This is a genomic window from Polaromonas sp. (assembly GCF_043778355.1).
In the GTDB taxonomy this organism is placed as follows: domain Bacteria; phylum Pseudomonadota; class Gammaproteobacteria; order Burkholderiales; family Burkholderiaceae_C; genus Polaromonas.
In genome coordinates this window covers 13,974-36,798 of record NZ_JAYWHI010000024.1, presented here as the reverse complement: position 1 = coordinate 36,798, position 22,825 = coordinate 13,974, and the positions used below count along the sequence as shown (strand labels likewise).

The following is a 22,825-nucleotide window of genomic DNA, read 5'->3' as shown; positions in this document are numbered from 1 at the left end:
ACACCCGCAGTGCAGTGAAGGTTTTTATGAACGACAACCCGATTCTTGTAGTGGAAGACAACCCAGACCACCTTGAACTGACTGTGCTGACGCTGCAGGAGCAAGGTGCGGACACCGCCATCGTCACGGCGCGTGATGGCGCTGAAGCGCTCGACTATCTGTTTGGCCAGGGCATGCATGCGGGCCGGGACACGCACAAGCAGCCGGCCTTCATCCTGCTGGACATGAAGTTGCCCAAGCTGTCGGGACTGGACGTGCTGCGCAGCGTGCGCGCCAACCCGCTCACGGCGCTGGTGCCGGTGGTCATGCTGACTTCTTCCAGCGAGCAATCCGACATCATTGCCTGTTACCAGAGCGGCGCCAACGGGTTTGTCCGCAAGCCTATTGACTTTGGTGATTTCACAGAGAAGTTAAGCCGTTTGCAGCACTACTGGCTCCGCGTCAACGAGTCCATCGCGACCGCTTGAGCGTTCGCCGCCAGCCGGCCCCTTCGCGTGCCGGGGCTTTCCCCGCCTCCTCAATTGCCGCGTGACTTACAGTCGGGACTTTCAACCCATTTGAAAGCTCCATGAAGGCCAGGATCAGTTTGCGCGCGCGTATCGTCATGCTGGTGGTCGTGGCGATTGTTCCGCTGTTCGGCATGTCCATCCTCACGGCGCTGCACAATGCCGACACCCAGGTGGAGCGCGCCAAGAATGATCTTCGCTTCGCCGCGTCGCTGGCTGCAGCCGGTCAGGAACGGGTGGCGGACTCGGCCCGCCAGGTGTTGACCCTCATCGCATCCCTGCCGGACATTCAGGACGCCGACCCCACCGACTGCGACCGTTATTTTTCAAGGCTGTCGCGGGGTCTCCCCGAGTATGCCAACCTGGGCCTGATCGGGCTCGACGGCCAGACCCGTTGCCAGGCCCTGGGCAGCAGCAGGAATATCTATCTGGGTGACCAGACCTATTTCCACGATGCCCTTCAGCTACGCCGGTTCGTGGTCGGTGGCTACGCTGTCGGTCCGCTGGCGGACAAACCGGTTCTGACTTACGCCCTGCCCGTGATCGACGCCGCAGACAAGGTCACCGGGGTGGTGTTTGCCTCGTTTGATCTTGTGGAAATGGCCCGGTTGATTGCCGGCATACAACTGCCGTCCGGCGCAGCGCTGGGAATCCAGGACCGCGAGGGCAGGTTGCTCGCAGGCAAGCCAAAGCTCCCCATCCATGTCGGCGACATGGTGCGAAGCCCGGTGTTGCAGGAGGCGGTGAAGAGCCTGAGCACGGGAGTTCGCGAAGGTCTGGATGGCGCCGGCCACGAGCGGCTGTGGGCCTTCATGCCCAGCAGTCCCCGCATCGAGGCATCGGTGTTTGTGTCCGTAAGCATGGACCGCAACCTGATCGTGGGGCCGGATCACAAACAGCTCTGGCTGGAACTGGTGGTGCTGGCGCTGGTCGCCTTCCTGGGCGCGTGGGTGGCGTGGATGATAGGTGGCCCGGCCATTGTGAGGCCGACACGCCAGATCCTCGAGGCGACGCGTCAGCTGGAAGCGGGCCATCTCAATGTCCGTATTCCGCTTCGTTTCAACACCCCCCAGGGGGAGTTCACGAGGATTGCCGCTGCCTTCAACCTGATGGCCGATTCGCTCGAGCAGCGTGAACGTGACGTGGAAAAAGAGCTGGCCCGCAGCCGGCAGGCCTACGCGACGCTGGAACTGACCGTCAACAGCATGCAAGAGGGCCTGTTGGCCATTGACACCACAGGCCGGCCGCTGCTGATCAACGAAACCGCTGCCCAGCTGTTTGCGATTGACGAGATGTCCATGGTCCTGTCCCCGCGCTGGCCGGAGCGACAGGGCCTGTTTGTGCCGGGCACGCAAGCGCTGTTCAGCTTCGAGCAACTTCCCTTGTACAGGGCTTTGCAGGGGGACAGCGGGGGGCCCCTGCACATCCTCGTGAGCAATCAGCGCGAAACCGGGGGACGGTTGATCAGTTGCAGCTACCGGCCCATGCGCGGACCTGACGGCATCGTCGGCGCCTTGATGGTGTTCAGCGACATCACGCACCTTGAACGACTGCAGATGGAGCAGACACGCAGCTACGAACAACTGCGCGAGGTCCAGCGCAAGCTGCTCAATGCCCAGCGCCTGGGGCGCATCGGGAACTGGGAGCTCGACATGAGCACCGGCCTGCTTTGGTGGTCGGACGAGGTTTATGAGCTGTATGGTCTGGCGCGGGACGCCTTTGACGGCAGACCCGACACCGTGCTGAGCCTGGTTCATGTGGACGATCGTGCGGAATATGGGCGCCTGCGGGAGGAGGCCGTGCGCGACGGTCTGCCACTTGACGTTGAATACCGCATCATCACGCCGGACGGGCAGACGCGCTGGATCCACCAGATCGGCGAGCCGCACAGCGACGGTGCGGGTGCGAGCATGTTGCGGGCCGGGGTGGTGCAGGACATCACGACGCGTAAACATGCACAGCAGGCTGCCGCACGCACCACGGCAATGCTCAGGCGAACCGGTGACATGGCAAAAATTGGCGGCTGGGAAGTCGTGCTCGACGGCATGCAGACGATCTGGTCCGATCAGGTCTACCGCATTCACGAGGTAGAGACAGATACCCCCGTCAGCGTCGCTGAGGCCATGGCGTTTTATTCGCCCGAGGTGCTGCCCATGATGAATGCAGCCGCGCGGGCTGCGGTGGAGCACGGCACACCCTGGGACCTGGAACTGCCGATGGTGACCGCCAGCGGTCGGCGCATTTGGGTCCGGACCCAGGGGCAGGCGTTGATGCAAGACGGAAAAGTTGTGCGCGTGGTGGGCGCGCTCCAGGACATCACCGAAAAACACGATTCCCAGGAACAGCTTCGGCTGCTGGGAACCAGCATTTCCCGCTTGAATGACATTGTGCTGATCACCGAGACCAGCCCGCTCGAAGAACCCGGACCACGCATCGTGTTTGTCAACGATGCGTTTGTGCGCCGCACCGGCTACAGCCGGGAGGAAGTATTGGGCCGTTCTCCCCGCTTCCTGCAGGGGCCGAAAACGCAGCGCGCCGAACTTGACCGCATAGGCGCAGCGCTCAAACAAATGAAGCCGGTGCGGGCCGAGCTGATCAACTACAGAAAAAATGGCGAGGAGTTCTGGCTCGACCTGGACATTGTCCCCATCGCCGACGACAGGGGCCAGTCCACGCACTTCGTGGCGGTCGAGCGCGACATCACCCGACGCAAGCTGGCCGAGCAGGCGCTGATCAACAGCGAGCAGCGTTACGCCGCGCTGTTTGAGTCCGCGCCGGTGGCGATGTGGATTGTGGATATGCAGACACTGGGCTTTCTGGCCGTCAATGAAGCCGCACTCGGGAACTATGGCTACAGCCGCGACGAGTTTCTGCGCCTGGCCATCTCCGATATCCTCGCGCCCGTCGAACGCGCAGACCTGCAACAGCACATTGCCAAAGCCAGTTCGGGGGGTGTGCATCGCTGGCAGCACGTGGACAGTGGCGGGCGGCAGTTTCCGGTAGAGACCTTCTCGCGCGCCATCACCTATCTGGACCGGCCGGCACGTTTTGTGGTGGCGGTGAATGTCTCCGCCCAGGTCAAGGCCGAAAACGAGGTGCAGGCTTACCTGTTTACCCTGCAGCGCGCCGCCGACGCGACCCAGGCCATCACCAGCCGTCGCACCCTGGACGCCACCCTGCAGGAAACCGTGGAGCAGGCCAGGGCGGTCGTTGGCGCGCACCAGGCGGTGGTCAGTCTGGTGGCGCGGGGTGAGCCGGCGCCGGCGATGAACGCGGTCTCTTTCTCGGACAAATATGCCAACAGCCGTGACTTTGTGAGCCAGTCGCACGGCAGCGGGATCGCCGCGATGGTCTGTGAAACCAACAGCCCGGTGCGGCTGACCCGTGAGCAACTGGAGGCGCATCCCCGCTGGCGCGCATTCGCTGGTAACCGGCAACAAGCCCTGGCCATGCGGGGCTGGCTGGCTGTGCCCCTGACCGGGCGCCATGGCGAGAATATTGGCCTGCTGCAACTCACCGACAAATACGAAGGCGAGTTCACTTTGCAGGACCAGTATGTGGCGGTCGAGCTCGCCCAGCTCGCCTCCATCGCGATAGAAAATGCCAGGTTGTTTGAGCAGGTCTACCAGCTCAACCTCGGGCTGGAAGAAAAAGTCGCCGAGCGCACCGCTGCCCTGGCGCGGCAGGAGGCCCTGTTTCGGGTGCTGGCCGAGCAGGCCCCTCAGGTCGTCTGGAACGCCGATGCGCAAGGCCGGCTGACCTATCTGAACCGCAAGTGGTACGAGCTGATGGGCGGCACCCCCGCCGACTGGATGGGAACCAAGTGGGTGGCCGCCATCCATCCTGATGATGTCGAAGCCTTGGCCAACAACTGGGCTTTGTCGCGCGAAAGCCTGCGGCCCTACGAGGGCATGCGGCGCCTGCTCGCGCGCGATGGGGTCTATCACACCATGTCCTACCGCGCCTCTCCCGTCCTGGACGAAGACGGACAGCTGTTGTTCTGGGTCGGTATCGACGCGGACGTGACCGAGATCAAGGCGATTGAGACCGCCTTGCGTCTGTCCAATCAGGAGCTGGAGGCTTTTTCCTATTCCGTCTCGCATGACCTGCGCTCACCGCTGAACACGGTTGACGGCTTCAGCCGCCTTTTGTCCAAGCAGCTCGAAGCCGGCAACTCCCCTGAAAAAGTGCAGCACTATTTGTCGCGGATCCAGGCGGGTGTTGCGCAGATGGGGCGATTGATCGAGGACCTGCTGTCTCTCGCGCAGGTTTCCCGCATGCAATTGCGTGACGAAACGGTTGATCTGAGCGCACTTGCGCGCGAGATTGTGGACGAATGCCGGGGCCGCAACCCGGAGCGCGTGGCTGACATCAGCATCGACAACGGTTTGCAGGCGCGCGGCGACGGGCGTTTACTGCGTGTGGTGATGGAAAACCTGATCGGCAACGCCTGGAAATTTACCTCTCGGCGAGCCCAGGCCGTGATCAAGGTGGGACACGCCGCCGACGCCGCCGGGGTGCCGGCCTTTTTTGTCCAGGACAACGGCGCCGGCTTTGACATGGCGTATGCGGACAAACTTTTCAACACCTTTCAGCGGCTGCATGCGGTCACTGAGTTCCCCGGCACCGGTGTAGGGCTGGCAACGGTCAGCCGGGTCATCGGGCGCCATCGCGGCCGGGTATGGGCCGAGTCCGAACCGGACAAAGGCGCCACCTTTTATTTCACCCTGCCTACGGTGCTACCGCTGTCGTGAAGGGCCATGGGCACAGCAAGATTAAACTGATGAAAATCAATTCGTTTGATTAAATTCACCAAATCTATTAAATTGCAATTTCTTTCTTTTGGGGGCCATTTTTATGCCGCGCGAACCTCAGTCTTTTGAGAGTGCCATCACCGCCAATGACTTCTCCAGTGATGACTACTGTGGCACCACGTATGCCGCGAAGCTGCTGGGCCTGTCGGTCGCCACTGTGCAGTCGCTGGTTGAAAAGGGCGAAATCGAAGCCTGGAAAACGCTGGGCGGTCATCGCCGTCTGTCACTGCGGGCCATCAACGCCTACCTGCAGAAGAACAGCCCGCAACTGTCGCCGGCAGACCCCGATCCGCGCAGCCGCCTGAGTGTTCTGGTGGTAGAGGACGACGAAGACGCTCGCGAGCTCTACAAGGCCCATTTCGAGGAGTGGGACATGGCAGTGGACTGCAGCTTCATGCCCTCCGCGCTCGAAGCCCTGATGGACATCGCCACCATGCGGCCAGACCTGTTGATCACGGATCTGAACATGCCCGGTGTAGATGGCATGGAGATGTTGCGTGCGCTCAAGCGCAACCAGCAACTGGTGGCCATGCAGATCCTGGTGATCAGCGGCCTGCCCCGCCAGGCCGTGGCCGAGCGCGGCGGGCTTCCGCCCAACTCGCATTACCTGGAAAAGCCCATCAACTTCCAGTGGCTGCACGGCTACGTGACCGCGCTGTTGGTGGCCAATCGCAAGTGGCGTTGAGTCACTAGGCAGTGCGACCGTGCGGTCTCCCCTGGCTGTGTTCCGCGCGTGGTTGAAAGCCCGCCGGTCTCGACCGACCTGGGGCGACACCCTCGCGGACGGCAATGCAGCAGCGGACGGCAACGGTTTTCAGGCCGGTCTGGAACTGGCCTCGCAGGGCATCATCGCGCTCGACGCTGACGGGACCATTGTTGCCCTTAACAGCCAGGCGCAAGCGCTGATGCATTCGACCGGCGCGGACCTGTCCGGCATGGAGTTCTGGGAAGCCGTGCCGGATCGGGTTGCAGACAACCACCGGAGTGTTGCCGAGCAGGCCGTGCAAAGCGGCTTTGCGCATGTTTTTGTTGCCCACGATCCGTTCCAGGACCAGTGGGTCGAATACAGCTTCACGCCGCATGCCTGCGGCGCCGTGGTCAACCTGCGCGATGTCAGCGACACCCACCAGGCGTTGCAGCTGCTGCACGGCAGCGAGTTATGCAACCGCAGTCTTTTTGAAGGCAACACCCAGGCCATGTGGCTGCTGGATGCCGATTCCCGGCATGTGCTGGCGCTCAACAAGGCGGCCGCTGCCTTTTACGGCCTGCCGGGCGACACCGCAGCCATGCCGAAGGTCGAGGCCTTTTTCCCGGAGGGCGAAGCGCTGCGCTGGCTCGCCAGCCTGCCGGCTGGAGACTTTCAGCAGCAGATGCGGGTGTGCACCCAACGCAAGATGAATGGCGAGCTGGTGCTGGTGGAGCTGGCCTGTAGCACCGTGTTGTGGTTTGAGCGGCCCGCCGCACTGGTCAGCGTGGTGGATGTGGGGGCGCGGCATTTTGCCGATATCCAGTTGCAGCGGCGTAACGACACGCTGGAGCAGCGCATCGCGCAATGCAGCACCGACCTGCAGCGCAGCCGCGAGGAGCTCGACACTTTCACCCATGCGATGTCTGACTTTCTCAAGGCCCCGTTGCATGTTGTCAGCGGTTTTGCCACCGTGCTGGCGGAGCGTTATTCGAGCGCGCTCGACGAGCAGGGCCGCCATTACCTGGCGCGTATCCGGGTCAGCACCCGCCAGCTGGCCAAACTCATCGACGACTTGCGAACCCTGGCCCATTTGCCGGGCCTGGCCTTCAAGCCCGAGCCGGTAGACCTGGCGCCCCTGTGTCACCGGCTGGTCGAGGAGTGGCGCAAGCGCGAGCCGCAGCGGCACCTGGTGCTGGAGATCCCGCAGACGCTGCCGGTATTTGGCGACAGGGACCTGCTGGTCACGGCGGTGGACTGCCTGATGGACAATGCTTGGAAGTTCACTGCCAAAAAAGAACAGGGCTGGATCAAGGTCGCGCTGATACCCGGCGCCACACCCGAGCACAGCGTGCTGTCGGTGGCGGACAACGGCGCCGGTTTCGACGCGGCCTATGCCGACAAATTGTTCACCGCTTTTCAGCGCCTGCATTCGTCTGCAGATTTTCCCGGTGGCGGCCTCGGCCTGGCGATTGTCAAACGGGTGGCCGAGCGCCACGGTGGCAGGGTCTGGGCCACCACCGCAGACAACGGCGGCGCCAGTTTTTTCGTGGCCTTGCCGCAGGCGCCGGTCGCGCCATTGCCGGATCAGGTGGGCTCGAACCGGTAAATGCCATCGCTGCCCAACATGCGCCGCAGCTCGCCTTCAAACCACAGCGTATGCAGATGGGCCACGGCCTCACCCATGGCAAATGTGGTCTGGTGCAGGTCCAGCGGGCGTTTGAACATCACGGGCAGGATGTCGGCGCCGCTGCGGGGGCTGGCCGTGCAGGCGTCCATCACTTCGGCCAGCCGGTCGCGGTGGTGGGCGTGTAACTGGTCAATGCGTGTGTGCAAGCCGCGAAACGGCTTGCCGTGGGACGGCAGCACCAGCGTGTCGGCATCCAGGGCCTTGAACCGGTCGATCGACTGCAGGAACAGCGTCAACGGGTTGGACTCGGGCTCGACGTCGTAGACGCTGATGTTGGTCGAGATGCGCGGCAGCACCATGTCGCCGCTGATCAGCAGCATGTCTTGTGACGAGGACAGCGCGATGTGTTCCGGCGCATGGCCGTAACCGCTGATACAGGTCCAGTCGCGTTCGCCGATGCGGACCACCTGCCCGTCCATCATGCGGTGAAAGCTGCCGGGGATGGCCGGTACCAGTCCAGGGTAGTAATTGCTGCGGCCACGAATCTGCGCCAGGTCGTCGGCATTGGTCAGCCCGTGCGAGGCAAAAAAGGCGGCTGAATTTTCACCGCCAAAACCAGTGCTGCCGCGAATGCTCAGGCTGGCTGTGTTGTAGTCGGTGGCACTGATCCACAGCGGCGCGTTCCAGCGCTCGCACAGCCAGTGCGCCAGCCCGAGGTGGTCCGGATGCATGTGGGTCACGATGACGCGCAGGACAGGCAGGCCTTCAAGCTCGCCGGCAAAAATCTGCTCCCATTGCGCTTTGGCCTCGTCCCGGCTGACGCAGCAATCCACCACGGTCCAGCCTTGCTGCCTGCCGTGCGGGCCGTCCATCTCGTCGCGCAGCAGCCACAGGTTGATGTGGTCCAGCGCAAACGGCAGACCCATGCGTATCCACTTGACGCCGATCGCCACCTCCAGCGTGCTGCCGGCGGCCGGCAAGACGTCGCCCCAGGGGTAGAGAAGTTGCGCTTCCTGTGCATTCATCTTGTAAGATCACCGATTCGTTGACGTTTACGTTAACGTAAACAGATGGTCCATTACACCTGATTTACCGTCCGCCTTCACACAGGTCCTGTCACCAGGGTTTTACTTCATGGCAAGCACCACCTATTCCATCAGCGACCTGGCCAAAGAGTTTGACCTGACCACCCGCGCGATTCGTTTTTACGAAGACATGGGCTTGCTGCAGCCGCAGCGCGAAGGGCCGGGAGGGCGTAGCCGCGTCTACACCGCCCGCGACCGCACCCGGCTCAAATTGACCTTGCGCGCCAAGCGCCTGGGCCTGAGCCTGACCGAGGCGCGCGAGATCATCGACACCTATGACAGCCCGCGCGACACCGGCCCGCAACTGACCAAGTTCCTGGCCGTGCTGGCCCAGCATCGCAAGCAGCTCGAAGAGCAGATGGCCGACCTGCAGGCCAACCTGGAAGAAGTGAAAGTGCACGAGAAAGAAGCCCGCGCGCTGCTGGCTCGGACCGGCAAAAAAGCAAAATAGGCCATAATTGACGTTTACGTCAACGTCAACTAAAAAACCCGAGCACGCGCATGGAACAGCCTGAATTCGAGCCAAAAGACGGGGGCTATGCGGCCCGCGTGCGGGACAGTTTTGCGCTGCAGGGTGCCATGGGCACGCTGGGCGCCTCGCTCGCAGAGATCGCGCCTGGCCGCGTTGTGATCGAGCTGCCCTGGGCTGCCGGCCTGAGCCAGCAGCATGGCTTTTTGCATGCCGGCATGGTCGCCACAGCGCTGGATTCGGCCTGCGGTTACGCCGGCTTCACGCTGATGCCGGAAGGCGCCGGCGTGTTGACCATCGAGTTCAAGATCAACCTGCTGGCGCCGGCCAAAGGCCAGCGGTTTCGCATGGTCGGCCAGGTCATCAAGCCCGGCCGAAACATCACCGTCACCGAAGGCCGGGCTTACGCCATCGACGGCGGACGTGAAAAGCTGATCGCCACCCTGGGTGCCACGCTGATGACCATCACCGGCCGTGACGATATCAAGAACTGAACGCAAGGAGACTCCATGAACGACCTGCCAGGCCTCAACTTCCAGCTCGGCGAAGACATTGACGCACTGCGCGATGCCGTGCGCGAATTTGCGCAGGCCGAAATCGCGCCACGCGCCACGGAGATCGACCGGAACGACCAGTTTCCGATGGACCTGTGGCAGAAGATGGGCAGCCTCGGTGTGCTGGGCATCACCGTCAGCGAGGAGTACGGTGGCGCCAACATGGGCTACCTCGCGCACATGATCGCGATGGAAGAAATCAGCCGCGCCAGTGCCTCGGTCGGCTTGAGCTACGGCGCGCACAGCAACCTCTGCGTGAACCAGATCAAGCGCAATGGCACCGAGGCCCAGCGTGCGACATACCTGCCCAGGCTGATCAGCGGTGAACACGTCGGGGCGCTGGCCATGAGTGAGCCTGGCGCCGGCAGCGACGTGATCAGCATGAAGCTCAAGGCCGAGGACAAAGGCGGCTATTACCTGCTCAACGGCAGCAAGATGTGGATCACCAACGGCCCCGACGCCGACACGCTGGTGGTTTATGCCAAGACCGAACCTGAACTCGGTGCGCGCGGTGTCACCGCCTTCCTGATTGAAAAAGGCATGAAGGGCTTTTCGGTCGCACAAAAACTCGACAAGCTGGGCATGCGTGGCTCCCACACCGGCGAGCTGGTCTTCAGCAATGTCGAGGTGCCGGCGCAAAACATTCTGGGCGGCCTCAACAGCGGCGCCAGGGTGCTGATGAGTGGCCTGGATTACGAACGCGCGGTGCTGACCGGCGGGCCGCTGGGCATCATGCAGGCGGTCATGGACAACGTGATCCCCTACATCCACGACCGCAAGCAGTTCGGCACGAGCATCGGCGAGTTCCAGCTGATCCAGGGCAAGGTCGCCGACATGTACACCGTGCTGCAGGCCGGCCGATCTTTTGCCTACACCGTCGCCAAAAACCTCGACATGTTGGGCGCTGACCATGTGCGGCAGGTACGCAAGGACTGCGCCTCGGTGATTCTCTGGTGCGCTGAAAAAGCCACCTGGATGGCCGGCGAGGGCGTGCAGATTTTTGGCGGCAACGGCTACATCAACGACTACCCGTTGGGCCGGCTCTGGCGCGATGCCAAGCTGTATGAAATTGGGGCGGGTACCAGCGAGATACGCCGCATGCTGATCGGGCGCGAACTGTTTGCCGAGACGATGTAACTTTATGACCATGTCATTGCGGGCTTGATCCGCAATCCATACTCATGAACCAGGGAAGGATGCGCCCGGATCGAGTCCGGGCCAGGCGCCTCAAATCCGGATGACTGCCAAAGCAGGAGAAAATAGCACCATGACTTCTTCCATCACCGATCTTTTCAGCCACAACCGCGCCTGGGCCGGGCAAATGGAGCGCGAGCGCCCCGGCTTCTTCACCAGCCTGGTCAAGCAGCAAAAACCCAAGTACATGTGGATAGGTTGCTCCGACAGCCGCGTGCCGGCCAACCAGATCACCGGGCTGGAGCCGGGTGAGGTGTTTGTGCACCGCAACGTGGCCAACATCGTGGTGCACTCCGACCTCAATGCGCTGTCGGCCATCCAGTTCGCGGTGGAGATGCTCAAAGTCGAACACATCATGGTGGTCGGTCACTATGGCTGTGGCGGCGTGCAGGCCGCGCTCGACGGCGCGCGCATTGGCCTGGCCGACAACTGGATACGCCACATCCAGGACGTGCGACATCGCCACCGCCAACTGCTGGACAGCCTCTCGGACAACGTCCGCGCCAACGCGCTGTGCGACCTCAATGTGATCGAGCAGGTGGTCAACGTCTGCGTCAGCACCGTCATGGTTGATGCCTGGGCCAAGGGCCAGAAGGTCAGCATCCACGGCTGGGCTTTCGGTGTGCACGACGGCTTGCTGCAGGACCTGCAGATGACGATTTCCAGCCCTTCGGAGCTTGATGACCTGTACCGCGCGGCGGTTGAACGCGTCTGGGATACCCGCCGCGCTTCGTAGGCCTGATCATCGGGACGTCCATGTTTCCGCAGCGCCTCGACTCGCCGCTTGCCTACGACATCGCCAAGGCGATGATGGACGGCTTTAACCGGCACTACCAGTTGTTTCGCACCGAGTCGGCGCGCGCCAAACACCGCTTTGAAACCGCTGACTGGCACGGCCAGCAGCGTGCGCAGCGGGAGCGCATCGAGTTTTACGACCTGCGCGTGCGCGAAGCCTCGATGCGGCTGGAGCGGGAGTTCAAGGCCGGCGAACAGCCGATGGACGTGTGGCACCAGATCAAGCTGCATTACATCGGCTTGCTGGTGGACCACCACCAGCCGGAGCTGGCCGAAACCTTTTTCAACTCGGTCACCACCAAGATCCTGCACCGCAGTTATTTCCACAATAACTTCATTTTTGTGCGACCGGCGGTCAGCACCGAATACATCGAAAATGACGAGTCGGCCACGCAGCCGACCTACCGTGCCTATTACCCCCAGCAGGGCACGCTGCGAGAACATCTGGTTCGCCTGGTCAGTGACTTCGAGCTGCATATTGCGTTTGAAGACCTGGCGCGCGACGCAGCTTATGTGGTGCAGGAGCTGAACCACCGGCTCGGCGACGTGAAGCTGCGCGCGAACTTCCAGATTCAGGTGTTGTCCAGTCTGTTTTTCAGGAACAAGGGCGCCTACATCGTTGGCAAGCTGATCAACGGTTTCAGCGAGCTGCCTTTTGCGCTGCCGCTGCTGCATGCCAAATCGGGCAAGCTGGCGATTGACTCGGTGCTGATCGGCGAAGACGACCTGCTGATTCTCTTCAGTTTTGCCCGCGCCTACTTCATGGTCGACATGGGTATTCCTTCGGCCTACGTGCAGTTTTTGCGCAGCATGATGCCGCGTATGCCCCGCGCTGAAATCTACAACGCGCTGGGTCTGGCCAAACAGGGCAAAACGCTGTTCTACCGCGACTTTCTGTACCACCTGCGCCATTCCACCGACAAGTTTCGCAGCGCACCCGGCATCAAGGGCATGGTCATGCTGGTGTTTGACCTGCCGTCTTTTCCCTATGTGTTCAAGGTCATCAAGGACTTTTACCCGCCACCCAAGGACACCACGCGCGAGCAGATCAAGGGCAAGTATTTGCTGGTCAAGCAGCACGACCGGGTCGGCCGCATGGCCGATACACAGGAGTACAGCGAGGTGGCTTTTCCGCGCAACCGGTTTGGCGACGAACTGATCGCCGAAATCGAGAAGTTTGCGCCCAGTCAGCTTGAAATCAGCGACCGTGACGGTGATGGCAACGTGGAGGTCATCATCAAGCACGTCTACATCGAGCGCCGCATGATTCCGCTCAACATCTATCTGCAGGAGGCATTTGACGCCGGCGTGGAACAGCCTTTTGCCAAAGGCCAGATAGAGCGCGCAGTGCTTGAATACGGCAACGCCATCAAGGACCTGGTGGCCGCCAACATCTTTCCCGGCGACATGCTCTGGAAAAACTTCGGCATCACGCGCCACGGCAAGGTGGTGTTCTACGATTACGACGAGATCGAATACATCACCGACTGCAACTTCCGCAAGGTGCCCACGCCGCGCAACGAAGAAGAAGAGATGAGCGGCGAGGTCTGGTACAAGGTGGGCGCCAAAGATGTCTTCCCGGAAACCTTCGGCCCTTTCCTGCTGGGCAACGACACCGTGCGTGAAGTTTTCATGAAGCACCATGCCGACCTGCTTGACGCCGCCTTCTGGCAGGGCCACAAGGAGCGGATTGCCGCCGGCCACGTGCATGACGTGTTTCCGTACGAGCAGGAGCGCCGCTTCGTGCGCAAGTACGCGGCGCAGGAAGCCTGAGGAAAACCACATGCGCGACTTCTGGGAATACGCGAGTTTTGTGGTCACGGCGCTGGCGCTGCCTGTGGCGATCTTTTTCTTCATGCTGGAGCAGCGCAAGGAGCGCAACAACGAGGAAGAAGAGGCCTACCAGCTGCTGTCCGACGCCTACAACGATTTCCTCAAGGTGGTGCTGGCCAACCCCGACCTGCACCTGCGCACCAACGAGCCCCTGCCCAACCCGACGCGCGAGCAGAACGAACGCATCATGATCATTTATGAGATGCTGATTTCCCTGTTCGAGCGTGCCTACATCGTCGCCTGGGACGAACACATGAGCGAGGTCGAGGCGCGCCGCTGGAACAGCTGGGACGATTACATGCGTGAGTGGTGCCAGCGCGAGAATTTTTTCAATGCTTTGCCCCTGTTGCTGCGCGGCGAAGACCCGTCTTTCCAGAAATACATCCTGCGCGTCGCCGCAGAAGAGCGCGGCGCGGCGATCCAACTTGTTTAGCCATCATTAAGGAGAAAACCATGTCTACCATCCCCAACGATTCCATCGTCATCCTCGGCGCCGCCCGCACCCCCATGGGCGGCTTCCAGGGCGACTTTTCGAGCTTGTCGGCGCACGACCTGGGCGGCGCTGCGATCAAGGCCGCGATCGAGCGTTCCGGCATCGCGCCTGAAAAAGTTGATGAGGTGTTGTTCGGCAATTGCCTGATGGCCGGCCAGGGCCAGGCGCCCGCGCGACAGGCGGGTTTCAAAGGTGGCCTGCCGGCCAGCGCAGGTGCAGTCACGTTGTCCAAGATGTGCGGCTCCGGCATGGAAGCCACCCTGCTCGCGCACGACCAGTTGCTGGTCGGCAGCCGTGACGTCATGGTCGCCGGTGGCATGGAAAGCATGACCAACGCACCGCACCTGCTGCTCAAGGGCCGCAGCGGTGTGCGCATCGGCCACGACCGCATTTTTGACCACATGATGCTGGACGGCCTGGAAGACGCTTACGAACCGGGCCGTGCCATGGGCACCTTCGGCGAGCAGTGCGCCGACAAATACCAGTTCACGCGCGAGGCGCAGGACGCTTTTGCCACCACCAGCGTCAACCGTGCCAAGGCCGCCACCGAGTCCGGCGCCTTCAAGGCCGAGATCACGCCGGTCACCGTCAAGGGCCGCAGCGGCGACACGGTGATCTCCATCGACGAAGGGCCGGGCAAGGTCAAGCTCGACAAGATACCCACCCTGAAACCCGCGTTCAAGAAAGACGGCACCATCACCGCTGCGTCCAGTTCGTCGATCAACGACGGCGCCGCCGCACTGGTGCTGGCGCGCGCATCGACCGCGAAAGAACTTGGCGCCAAGCCGATGGCCCGCATCGTTGGCCACGCCACGTTTGCGCAGGCGCCCGAGTGGTTCACCACCGCACCGGTCGGCGCCGTCAACAAGCTGCTCAAGAAAATCGGCTGGAGCGTGAAAGATGTGGACCTGTGGGAAGTCAACGAGGCGTTCGCTGTGGTGCCCATGGCCGCGATGAAGGAGCTCGGCATCAGCCACGACATCGTCAATGTCAACGGCGGCGCCTGCGCGCTGGGGCACCCGATTGGCGCCAGCGGCGCCCGCATCATCGTCACGCTGCTCCATGCGCTGCAGGCGCGTGGCCTCAAAAAAGGCGTGGCGACGCTGTGTATCGGCGGCGGTGAAGGCACGGCACTGGCCCTTGAATTGCTATAAATACCATAGCTGCTTGCGCATACTCTCTATGGGCTGGAGGTCGATTTGATACTAAATTCCGAGCAGGAACAGATTCGCGACGCGGTACGCGATTTTGCGCAAACCGAACTCTGGCCCCACGCCGCGAAGTGGGACAAAGCGCACCACTTTCCGGTCGAGGCGCACAAAGGTCTGGCTGCGCTCGGCGCCTACGGCATCTGTGTTCCCGAAGAGTTTGGCGGCGCCAACCTCGATTACCTGACCCTGGCGCTGGTGATTGAAGAAATCGCCGCCGGTGACGGCGGCACCAGCACGGCGATTTCCGTCACCAACTGTCCGGTCAACGCCATCCTGATGCGTTACGGCAATGCCGCGCAGAAGAAGCAGTGGCTCACACCGCTGGCGCAGGGCGACATGCTGGGCGTGTTCTGCCTGACCGAGCCGCATGTGGGCAGCGACGCGTCCTCACTGCGCACCACAGCGTTGAAGGACGGCGACGGCTACGTTCTCAACGGCGTCAAGCAGTTCATCACCAGTGGCAAAAACGGCCATGCGGCGGTGGTCATTGCTGTCACCGACAAGGGCGCTGGCAAAAAAGGTTTGAGCGCCTTCATGGTGCCGACCGATGCGCCCGGCTACGTGGTTGCGCGGCTCGAAGACAAGCTCGGCCAGCACAGCAGCGACACCGCGCAGATCAACTTCGACAACTGCCGCATCCCGGCCGAGAACCTGATTGGCGCGGAGGGCGAGGGTTACAGGATTGCGCTCGGTGGGCTCGAGGGCGGGCGCATCGGCATTGCCGCACAAAGTGTGGGCATGGCCCGCAGCGCGTTTGAGTTTGCCCTGCACTATTCGAAAGAGCGGCAGAGTTTCGGCACCGCCATCTTCAACCACCAGGCGGTGGGTTTCCGGCTGGCCGACTGTGCGACGCAGCTTGAAGCCGCGCGCCAACTGATCTGGCACGCGGCGAGTTTGCGTGACGCAGGCCTGCCCTGCCTGAAGGAAGCCGCCATGGCCAAACTGTTTGCCAGCGAGGTGGCAGAGAAAGTCTGCAGCGCCGCGATCCAGACCCTGGGCGGTTACGGTTATGTCAGCGACTTCCCGGCGGAACGGATTTACCGCGACGTGCGGGTCTGCCAGATTTACGAGGGCACGAGCGACGTTCAGAAAATCATCATCCAGCGCGCGCTCGCGTAAGCCGCTAGAGTTGTCATTGCGGGCTTGACCCGCAATCCAGGCGCGCAAACCACCTCAGCAGGAGTAAGTAAAAATGCCCATCATCAAAGGATTCCGCGCCCTCGTTGACGAAGCAATGGCGCAGGTCACCACCTACAGCGTTGCGGAGGTCAAGGCCAAAATGCACGATGCCAAGGTGCAAATCGTCGACATCCGTGACGTGCGCGAGCTCAGCGCCGGCACCGTGGTCGGCAGCTTCCACGCGCCGCGCGGCATGCTGGAGTTCTGGGTGGACCCTGATTCGCCGTACCACAAGCCGCTGTTTGCCGACGAGGGCAAAGAGTTCATCCTGTTTTGTGGTGCCGGCTGGCGCAGCGCACTGGCCGCAAAAACCCTGCAGGACATGGGCATGCGCAATGTCGCCCACATCGACGGCGGGTATGCCGAATGGCTCAAGCAGGGTGCGCCGACTGAAACGCTGGAACAGCGCAAGGCGGCCAAAGCCAGCGGCGGCGGTTGATGGCGCTTTGCCCTTGTGGCCGCCTCGCCGGCGCCAGCAAGCCGCTGACTTTGGAGCAGTGCTGCGGCCGGTTCATCAGCGACTTTGAAAAAGCACCCGCGCCCGACGCCGAGTCGTTGATGCGTTCGCGGTACAGCGCCTTTGTGCTGGAGCGGGCTGACTACCTGCTCGCCACCTGGCATGCCAGCCGCCGCCCGGCCACCATCGCGTTTGATGCCGGCGTGAAATGGCTGGGTCTGGAGCTGCGGCAACACCGTGTGTCCGACACCACCCATGCCGCGGTTGAATTTGTCGCCCGGCAAAAAAGCCCCGGCAGCCGGGCGGTGCGCCTGCACGAGCGCAGCCGATTCGTGCGAGAAGAGGGGCGTTGGTACTATGTGGACGGCGATCAACTGTGATTGCGCATCAAACCGGCCTCCAGCCCATGTCCAGTGTGTGCAGACAGCTCCTGAATAGATAGCAAGGTTATGACTCTGAAATTTGACGCGGTGCTGTTTGACTGCGACGGCGTGCTGGTGGACAGCGAGCCGATCACCAACGGCGTGTTGCGCGACATGCTGGAAGAGGCCGGCTGGACGCTCAGTAACGACGAGTGCATGCGCCTGTTCATTGGCAAGGCGGTGAAGGACGAGGCGGCGCTGATCGAGGCCAACACTGGCCAGCCTGTCACCGAGGACTGGATGCAGCGCTTCCGGGAACGCCGCAATGAAGGGCTGGTGGCCCGCGTCACGCCGATACGCGGTGCGGTAGAAGCCGCAGCGGCCATCCACGCGCTGTACGACGGCCGCATCGCCTGCGCCTCCGGCGCCGACCGCTTCAAGGTCGAATTGCAGATGGACAAATGCGGACTCATGCCTTATTTCAAGGGCCGCATCTTCAGCGGCCACGAGATGCCGCGCTCCAAACCCGCGCCCGACGTTTACCTGGCCGCTGCCGCTGCGCTGGGTGTGAACCCGAAGCGTTGCGCCGTGGTGGAAGACACCGTCACCGGCGTGATGGCTGGCGTCGCGGCCGGCGCCACCGTCTTTGGCTACAGCCCGCCGGAAGCCGGTCACGATACCCCCGAGGCGCTGCGGCGCCAGGGCGCCCTGCACATCTTCCAGGACATGGCTGATCTGGTCGCCCACCTCGGGCGGCCGTAGGCTGTAGGCCTGGCGGCCGACCCTATGAACGAAATTGGCTTCCAGCCCACGTCCGCTGTGCTCAATCAGCTATTTAATTCATAGCAGTTTCCCTTTTTCCCTGTCATCCCGGACTCGATCCGGGATCCATGTGGGCGATCTGGCGAAGGGGTTTGCTAGCTCGGCAGCAAGGGCGCAAAACACACCGGCTGCACCGGCAAGCCCCCCGTGCTAAGCTGCCGTTCTGACTTTTCCAACCTCCCCCCTGAGAGAACCCTATGCCTGGATTGCTGCCCAATGTAGACCCTGACGGCCTGCTTGAATTCTCGGTGGTCTACACCGACCGCGCGCTCAACCACATGTCCAAAAGCTTTCAGGGCGTGATGACGGACATCTCCAGCATCCTCAAGGAGGTCTACCACGCCCCTTCCGCCGTACTGGTGCCCGGCAGCGGCACCTACGGCATGGAAGCCGTGGCCCGCCAGTTTGCCCACGGCAAACACGTGATGGTCATCCGCAACGGCTGGTTCAGCTACCGCTGGACGCAGATCTTCGACATGGGCAACATTCCCGCCTCGTCCACCGTGCTGAAGGCGCGCCAGACCGCCAAGGGCGCGCAAGCCCCGTGGATTCCGGCACCGATTGCCGACGTGCAGGCCGCGATTGCCAAGGAAAAACCCGCCGTGGTGTTTGCCCCGCACGTGGAAACCGCCGCCGGCATGCTGCTGCCAGACAGCTACCTCAAGGCCGTGGCCGACGCCGTGCACGCCGTGGGGGGCTTGTTTGTGCTCGACTGCATCGCCTCCGGCGCCATGTGGGTGGACATGAAAGCCACCGGCGTCGATGTGCTGATCTCGGCGCCGCAAAAGGGCTGGAGCAGCTCACCCTGCTGCGCCATGGTCATGCTCAGCGAGCGTGCCAGGGCCGCCATCGACGGCACCACCAGCTCCAGCTTTGCCTGCGACCTGAAGAAGTGGCTGCAGATCATGGAAACCTATGAAAAAGGCGGCCACGCCTACCACGCCACCCTGCCGACCGACGCACTGACCCGCCTGCGCGCCGCCATGAGGGAAACCCAGGCCTACGGCTTTGCCAAGGTGAAGGGCGAGCAGGTTGCCCTGGGCGCCAAGGTGCGCACGTTGTTTGAATCCCGTGGCCTGCCCAGCGTCGCCGCCGACGGTTTCAAGGCCCCGGGCGTCGTGGTCAGCTACACCACCGACCCCGAGATCCAGTCCAGCAAGAAGTTTCTGGCCGAAGGCCTGCAAACCGCTGCCGGCGTGCCGCTGCAGTGCGACGAAGGGGCAGACTTCATGACTTTCCGCATCGGCCTGTTCGGTCTGGACAAGTGGCACAACGCCGACAAGACCGTGGCCGATCTGGCAGACGCTCTGGACCGCATCGGTATCACTGAAAAAGTGACTGAGGATGTGGCGGGCTGAAGGCGGCTTCCGCTCTCCAGTAAAAAGGCTCCCTGGTGGAGCCTTTTCTCATGGCGGGTGCTGCTTGTCGAGATGCAGTGTTGCCATTGGCACTCACGTTTGTATCGCGTATCTTTACGTGATACACTGATTTTCGTGATCAAATCATTTCGGCACAAGGGCCTCAAGGCTTTTTTTGAAAGCGGTAGCAAAGCGGGCATTCAGCCGCACCAGGCGGACAAATTGAACCGTCAGCTGACCGCGCTAAACCAAGCCGCACTGCCCGAGCAAATGGACGTGCCTGGCTGGAAGCTTCATTCACTGGGTGGGGACTTGAAAGGGCATTGGTCGGTGTGGGTGAACGGGAACTGGCGGGTCACCTTTACCTTTGATGGTCTGGACGTGGTGCTTGTTGACTATCAAGACTATCACTAGTGCCATCCCGAGAAGACTACAAATTGAAAAGAAAAGCGAGGTAACCATGCACAATCCTTCCCACCCCGGCCTCATCATTCGAGATGATGTTTTGCCCGAACTGCAGCTCAGCGTCAACGACGCGGCGGAGCAGTTGGGTGTGTCGCGCGTGACCCTGTCGCGTGTGATCAATGGGCGCTCTGCCATCACGGCAGACATGGCGCTTCGCATAGGCAAGTGGGTCGGCAACGGCCCCGAAATATGGCTTCGCATGCAGGGCCAGTACGATCTTTCCCAGGCCCGCAAAAAAGGCGAGCCGAAGGTCAAGAAAGCGAAGCGGCCTGCAGTTGCTTCTGCGTCGCCTGCCTGATAGCGTGGCGGCCGGCTACACCACCGACCCCGAAATCCAGTCCAGCAGGAAATTCCTGGCCGAGGGCCTGCAGACCGCCGCGGGCGTGCCGCTGTAGTGCGACGAAGGGGCCGACTTCATGACCTTCCGCATCGGCCTGTTCGGTCTGGAGAAGTGGCACAACGTCGACAAGACCGTGGCCAACCTGAATCGCCCCGTATTTTGAGGAGCAGGGGCAACTGCCAGCTGTTTGTCCGCGTGTGGACTCTGGCATAGGCATAGACCGAATTCAGGTAGCGCTATCTGCGCTTGAAATGCCGACCGGGTGCTGCGCAGACCGCAGACTTTCCGCGCGAGTTTCGGTTCAGGCCTAAGGCCTGAAATACTCCTGCACGGTCTCCCAAGCCACCGTCTGCAAATGTTTCGCAATCGCCGGGTCCAGGCCGGCCGTGTACTTCAGATCCACCGGCGACGCCTTGAACAGCGTCGCGTAGGTCACGCAGGCGGCCAGGTAGCTGCCGGCCACGCTGGGGTGGCGCAGGTCGGGCACGTACAGATTCAACTCGGGCATTTTGGCCATCGACTTGCCGAAGGCCAGGCCTGCGGGAATCACCAAAGCGTTGTTGTCGTTGCCGGCCTGGGTATAAGCCTCGGCGAGTTCGGCCGTCATGGACGGCACGTCCTTGTACGCCCACGACATGAAGAACACCGGCTTGGCGCCGTGTTTGCGCACCGTGTCCGAATGCTTTTTCGCAAATTCATGGAACAGCGGCTTGAGCTGCGGGTGCAGCGGGCACTGGCTGCAGTCCATCATGATGGCCAGGTCGAACAAACGGTCCAGCTTGTTGAAGCTGACGGTGTTGTTGGCGCCGAAGGAATAGGAGCCGACGGCGTTGGGGCGGAAGTAGCTGTCCACGTCGTGCCAGTTCATGCCCGAGCCGCTGATGGTGGCCGAACTCGCGCGGTGCCGGAAGCCGGGCTGGCCGGCGGCGATCAGCTGCCCCACATGGTTGTGCAGGCTGTTGTTGTAATAAAAAAAGCTGTTGCCGATGTAGATGGCCGAGGCGGGCTTGTCGCCCACGTCCGTCACCTTGGGTTTGGTCTGGGCCAGTACGCCGGTGGCGGCGCCGAACAACACGGCGAGGCCGAGGGCTGCAGAGAGCAGTGGTTTGACGATGAGGTGGCGCATGTTGTCTCCTATGTTTTGATTTGCGAAGTCTAGTGGATAAGCCGTTCACCCTGAGCCTGTCGAAGGGACCAGGCTTCGACAGGCTCAGCCCGAACGGTGTAAGGTTCTTGGCTGCAAAACATCGACAACCCGGAGAAACACACATGACCACACACCCCACCCCCGCCGGCCTTCAACTCCAGTCTCTGGTCACGCCGGAGGGCGAGCTGAAAATCTCGCTGGTCGCCGTGCCCACGCCCACCCCCGCCGCCGATGAAGTGGTGGTGCGGATCGAGGCGACGCCCATCAATCCGTCGGACATCGGTCTGCTGTTTGGCGCGGCCGATATCCGCAGCGTCAAGCTGTCGGGCACAGCGGCGCAGCCGGTGGTGACGATGCAGATTCCGCCAGCGGCCATGAAGTCGATGGCAGGCCGCCTGAGCCAGGCGCTGCCAGTCGGCAACGAGGGCGCGGGTGTGGTGGTGGCGGCCGGCAGTGCGGCCGCCGCGCAAGCGCTGCTGGGAAAAACCGTGGCCCTGTTAGGCGGTGCCATGTATGCGCAATACCGCTGCATCAAGGCCGACCAGTGCCTGCTGTTGCCCGAAGGCACGACACCGGCGGAGGGCGCTTCCTGCTTCGTCAACCCGCTGACCGCGCTGGGCATGGTGGCAACCATGCGCCGCGAGGGCCACACGGCGCTGGTGCACACGGCGGCTGCGTCGAACCTGGGACAGATGCTCAACAAGATTTGCATCAAGGACGGGATTGGTCTGGTCAACATCGTGCGCAAGCCGGAGCAGGCGGCGCTGCTCAAGGCGCAGGGTGCGCAGCATGTGTGTGACGCCACGGCGTCCAGCTTCATGGAAGACCTCACGCAGGCGCTGGTGGCGACTGGCGCCACCCTGGGCTTTGACGCCACGGGCGGCGGCAAACTGGCCGGGCAGATCCTGACCGCCATGGAGGCCGCGCTGAACCGCACCGCAAAAGAATACAGCCGCTACGGCTCCACCACCCACAAGCAGGTGTACATCTACGGCGGGCTGGACACGGGCGTCACCGAGTTCAACCGCAGCTTCGGCATGGCCTGGGGCATGGGTGGCTGGCTGCTGTTTCCGTTTTTGCAGCGTATAGGTGCTGAGGCGGCGCAAGCGCTGCGCCAGCGTGTGGCCAACGAACTCAAGACCACGTTTGCCAGCACTTATTCCAAAGAGATTTCCCTGACCGAGGCCTTGCAACCCGCAGAGATCGCGGTGTACGGCCAGCGCGCAACCGGCACCAAGTACCTGATCAACCCCGCGAAGTCCTGGTCGCCGGTCTTGTCTCGGCGGGCGACGCGGTGAAGCAGGTTTGCTACTGTATTGATAGCTAGAGGTGACCGAGCGACATGGGCTGGAGGCCGATTTGGCTCAGAAAATCTGGCCGCCACACGGCTCACGCCGGCGAGCCCTCGCAGAAGTCACCGGGCTGA

At 62.3% G+C, this 22,825-nt stretch carries 21 protein-coding genes and 1 pseudogene; 20 read left to right on the top strand and 2 right to left on the bottom strand.

Going from position 1 to position 22,825, the window contains the following annotated elements; translation table 11 throughout:
* The first annotated feature begins 26 nt into the window (after positions 1–26).
* From ACH2CW_RS03860 to ACH2CW_RS03845, 4 genes are all read left to right on the top strand, one after another.
* Positions 27–467 carry a response regulator gene (locus ACH2CW_RS03860; protein WP_395055526.1) on the top strand — a complete coding sequence of 147 codons (441 nt, stop codon included), beginning with the start codon at positions 27–29 and terminating at the stop codon, positions 465–467.
* Positions 468–568: 101 nt separating this feature from the next.
* Complete coding sequence (locus tag ACH2CW_RS03855) at positions 569–5,260, top strand: PAS domain S-box protein (RefSeq protein WP_395055525.1); 4,692 nt, start codon at positions 569–571, stop codon at positions 5,258–5,260.
* Between the two features lie 103 nt (positions 5,261–5,363).
* Positions 5,364–6,005 carry a response regulator gene (locus tag ACH2CW_RS03850; protein ID WP_395055524.1) on the top strand — a complete coding sequence of 214 codons (642 nt, stop codon included), beginning with the start codon at positions 5,364–5,366 and terminating at the stop codon, positions 6,003–6,005.
* Positions 6,006–6,024: 19 nt separating this feature from the next.
* Positions 6,025–7,614 (top strand): ATP-binding protein, encoded by a 1,590-nt coding sequence (locus ACH2CW_RS03845; protein WP_395055523.1) that lies wholly within the window; start codon positions 6,025–6,027, stop codon positions 7,612–7,614.
* Here ACH2CW_RS03845 and ACH2CW_RS03840 read toward each other — a convergent pair.
* Positions 7,593–8,660: an MBL fold metallo-hydrolase gene (locus ACH2CW_RS03840; RefSeq protein WP_395055522.1), complete on the bottom strand. Its 1,068-nt coding sequence runs from the start codon at positions 8,658–8,660 to the stop codon at positions 7,593–7,595. The genes ACH2CW_RS03845 and ACH2CW_RS03840 overlap by 22 nt on opposite strands.
* Before the next feature lie 109 nt (positions 8,661–8,769).
* Here ACH2CW_RS03840 and ACH2CW_RS03835 point away from each other — a divergent pair, with 109 nt between their 5' ends.
* The 15 genes and pseudogenes from ACH2CW_RS03835 to ACH2CW_RS03765 form a co-directional block, all read left to right on the top strand.
* Positions 8,770–9,171: a MerR family DNA-binding transcriptional regulator gene (locus ACH2CW_RS03835; protein WP_395055521.1), complete on the top strand. Its 402-nt coding sequence runs from the start codon at positions 8,770–8,772 to the stop codon at positions 9,169–9,171.
* Between the two features lie 50 nt (positions 9,172–9,221).
* Positions 9,222–9,683, top strand: a complete 462-nt coding sequence (locus tag ACH2CW_RS03830; protein WP_395055520.1) for a PaaI family thioesterase — start codon at positions 9,222–9,224, stop codon at positions 9,681–9,683.
* A gap of 15 nt (positions 9,684–9,698) precedes the next feature.
* A complete protein-coding gene (locus tag ACH2CW_RS03825) occupies positions 9,699–10,880 on the top strand; it encodes an isovaleryl-CoA dehydrogenase (protein WP_395055519.1) in 1,182 nt (393 codons plus the stop codon).
* A 130-nt stretch (positions 10,881–11,010) separates the two neighbouring features.
* The gene (gene can, locus ACH2CW_RS03820; RefSeq protein ID WP_395055518.1) at positions 11,011–11,673 is read left to right on the top strand and encodes a carbonate dehydratase; all 663 of its coding nucleotides are present in this window, start codon (positions 11,011–11,013) and stop codon (positions 11,671–11,673) included.
* A 20-nt stretch (positions 11,674–11,693) separates the two neighbouring features.
* Positions 11,694–13,505 carry a bifunctional isocitrate dehydrogenase kinase/phosphatase gene (aceK, locus tag ACH2CW_RS03815; RefSeq protein ID WP_395055517.1) on the top strand — a complete coding sequence of 604 codons (1,812 nt, stop codon included), beginning with the start codon at positions 11,694–11,696 and terminating at the stop codon, positions 13,503–13,505.
* 10 nt (positions 13,506–13,515) lie between these two features.
* A complete protein-coding gene (locus ACH2CW_RS03810; RefSeq protein ID WP_395055516.1) occupies positions 13,516–13,998 on the top strand; it encodes a hypothetical protein in 483 nt (160 codons plus the stop codon).
* Positions 13,999–14,018: 20 nt separating this feature from the next.
* On the top strand, positions 14,019–15,212 hold the full coding sequence (locus tag ACH2CW_RS03805) for an acetyl-CoA C-acyltransferase (RefSeq protein ID WP_395055515.1): 1,194 nt from the start codon (positions 14,019–14,021) through the stop codon (positions 15,210–15,212).
* 45 nt (positions 15,213–15,257) lie between these two features.
* On the top strand, positions 15,258–16,388 hold the full coding sequence (locus tag ACH2CW_RS03800; protein ID WP_395055514.1) for an acyl-CoA dehydrogenase family protein: 1,131 nt from the start codon (positions 15,258–15,260) through the stop codon (positions 16,386–16,388).
* Between the two features lie 73 nt (positions 16,389–16,461).
* Positions 16,462–16,887, top strand: a complete 426-nt coding sequence (locus ACH2CW_RS03795; protein ID WP_395055513.1) for a rhodanese-like domain-containing protein — start codon at positions 16,462–16,464, stop codon at positions 16,885–16,887.
* On the top strand, positions 16,887–17,285 hold the full coding sequence (locus ACH2CW_RS03790; RefSeq protein WP_395055512.1) for a YchJ family protein: 399 nt from the start codon (positions 16,887–16,889) through the stop codon (positions 17,283–17,285). Before ACH2CW_RS03795 ends, ACH2CW_RS03790 begins: the two co-directional genes overlap by 1 nt.
* Before the next feature lie 69 nt (positions 17,286–17,354).
* Positions 17,355–18,029 (top strand): HAD family hydrolase, encoded by a 675-nt coding sequence (locus tag ACH2CW_RS03785; protein WP_395055511.1) that lies wholly within the window; start codon positions 17,355–17,357, stop codon positions 18,027–18,029.
* 257 nt (positions 18,030–18,286) lie between these two features.
* The gene (locus ACH2CW_RS03780; protein ID WP_395055510.1) at positions 18,287–19,447 is read left to right on the top strand and encodes an aminotransferase class V-fold PLP-dependent enzyme; all 1,161 of its coding nucleotides are present in this window, start codon (positions 18,287–18,289) and stop codon (positions 19,445–19,447) included.
* A 135-nt stretch (positions 19,448–19,582) separates the two neighbouring features.
* Entirely contained in the window at positions 19,583–19,861 is a 279-nt protein-coding gene (locus tag ACH2CW_RS03775; RefSeq protein ID WP_395055509.1) for a type II toxin-antitoxin system RelE/ParE family toxin, read from the top strand.
* A gap of 46 nt (positions 19,862–19,907) precedes the next feature.
* Entirely contained in the window at positions 19,908–20,210 is a 303-nt protein-coding gene (locus ACH2CW_RS03770) for a HigA family addiction module antitoxin (protein ID WP_395055508.1), read from the top strand.
* Positions 20,211–20,214: 4 nt separating this feature from the next.
* Positions 20,215–20,415, top strand: a pseudogene (locus ACH2CW_RS03765) (alanine--glyoxylate aminotransferase family protein); the annotation flags it as partial.
* A 144-nt stretch (positions 20,416–20,559) separates the two neighbouring features.
* On the opposite strand, the gene ACH2CW_RS03760 reads toward ACH2CW_RS03765, so the two are convergent.
* Entirely contained in the window at positions 20,560–21,378 is an 819-nt protein-coding gene (locus ACH2CW_RS03760) for a hypothetical protein (RefSeq protein ID WP_395055507.1), read from the bottom strand.
* A gap of 143 nt (positions 21,379–21,521) precedes the next feature.
* Between ACH2CW_RS03760 and ACH2CW_RS03755 the strand changes: the two genes are divergently transcribed.
* A complete protein-coding gene (locus tag ACH2CW_RS03755) occupies positions 21,522–22,697 on the top strand; it encodes a zinc-binding dehydrogenase (RefSeq protein WP_395055506.1) in 1,176 nt (391 codons plus the stop codon).
* Positions 22,698–22,825 lie beyond the last annotated feature (128 nt).